Origin of the sequence: Arenibacter catalasegens, assembly GCF_002909235.1 — a bacterium.
GTDB lineage: Bacteria > Bacteroidota > Bacteroidia > Flavobacteriales > Flavobacteriaceae > Arenibacter > Arenibacter catalasegens.
In genome coordinates this window covers 1-1,597 of the sequence record NZ_PHQQ01000073.1, presented here as the reverse complement: position 1 = coordinate 1,597, position 1,597 = coordinate 1, and the positions used below count along the sequence as shown (strand labels likewise).

The window sequence follows — 1,597 nt, the reverse complement described above, 5'->3', positions numbered from 1 at the left end:
AACACATTTTTAGGTTTCTTTGATGAAAAGTATTTAAGAAATAAAGAACAAGCAACAAGGTTAGAAACTAATTTAGTGTAAAGGCTAATCTTTAACTTGTGTAAACTATGTGCCTTAACGAACATGCTGAAAAACCACTCATTCGGAAATGAATATTGATGAATTGACAAATAAAATCAGGAAAGTATCATCTAAAAAAAATGTTCAAGACTTGGCGGAATTAATTCAGCTATGGAAAACAGACGAAACAAATGCGATTGAATTAAAAGAAAATGTTGAACTATATCTAGAAAATGCTTGGAATGACAAAAATGAGGATTTTGTAAAAGTTTACGGAATGTGGTCGGATTTTAGAGATTCTGTAATTGACGGAATAGGAGGAATGACAATGAACGAAAGACTATATTTATTCGGACTTATTAATTTATATGATAAAGCGCCAAATAATGCGGAACAAGAAAAATTTTACTCGAAATTAATGGCGAAAAAATAATAGCACAGTTTACAACAATGGTAACCGTTGCACAACCCCGTAATTATTAAAACAACGACCTCGATAACCGCTTTTTAAGGTGGTTTTGTTTTTTAAGCACCCGAACAGACCATTGTTTTTGCAGGGCATAGAAACCATCTTTGCAGCTTATGTAGTCCGGTTTTTATAAAAACCGACAAGGCGGCCTTGCCTACCCCACTTTTTGAGCGTTTTTGTTCGAATTTCAGGTACTTCTTCAGGTTGTAGGCAATGGCCGAGAGGTGCATCACCTTGTTGGCCTGTTCCAATCCTATGGTGTTTATCTTCCTGAGCCCCATGAACTGTGTCAGCGTACCGAAAACAGGCTCCACCGTACTCTGGCGTTTGCCCTTCATATACCTGCCCTGACTGCTATTCACCCGTTCGATGTTACGTTCATATTCTTCTCGGTAATAGGTGACACTGAACTTCTTTTCCTGGGCGCTCCGCCCTAGACATTGTTCCCGTATCGGACATCCCGTACAGACATGCTTCCTTGCCCGGTATTCCTTCTTTTTGGTACCCGTACGATGATCGTTGAACACCTTGGTGAAGGGTATCGCCTTGCCCTGCGGGCATAGGTAATGATCGTGTTCCCCGACGTATTCGAACCCATCGGGGCCGCCCTTGTAGGTGCCGTGCGGCGGGATGAAACTCTTTAGCCCGATTCCCTCCAGAAATGCATAATTCTCGCCACTACTGTACCCCGTGTCCGCTACACAGTTCTCCCACACCAGGCCTTCCTCCCACAACCTTGCTCGAAGTCTTTGGACGATATCCGGCAACTGTTGGTTGTCCTTCCCGTCCGCATGGTACGCCCTGATATCGGTTATGACATGGTTCGCTGTATCGACACTGAGCTGCGAGAGGTAGTTCAGCTTTCTGGCCTTGCCCGGTTTTACGCTGATCCGAGCATCGGGATCCGTGGGACTGTAATGTGTTTTGTTGCTCGTATACTTGGTGGATACTTCGGACCAAATTGCGCCAGGCGTTTCGGTTTCATTGCGCCAGTGATTTCGGTTCAAACTGCGCCACTTCCCTGAGGGATTTCGGTTCGTTTTGCGCCACTTTGAAGGATCGAGCAAT

Annotated in this window: 2 protein-coding genes; one reads left to right on the top strand and one right to left on the bottom strand. The window is 44.0% G+C overall.

Translation table 11 applies throughout. The features are described 5' to 3' along the window. Positions 1-148: 148 nt before the first annotated feature. Positions 149-493 (top strand): hypothetical protein, encoded by a 345-nt coding sequence (locus CWD90_RS22885; protein WP_103478366.1) that lies wholly within the window; start codon positions 149-151, stop codon positions 491-493. A 92-nt stretch (positions 494-585) separates the two neighbouring features. Here the strand turns inward: CWD90_RS22885 and CWD90_RS22880 are convergent. Continuing rightward, on the bottom strand, positions 586-1,597 hold a 1,012-nt coding region (locus CWD90_RS22880), incomplete at its 5' end, for a transposase (RefSeq protein WP_239986602.1).

What these genes read in the sequence shown, in the direction of transcription:
- CWD90_RS22885 (WP_103478366.1), top strand. Translation starts at nt 149, where the DNA reads ATGAATATTGATGAATTGACAAATAAAATCAGGAAAGTATCATCTAAA.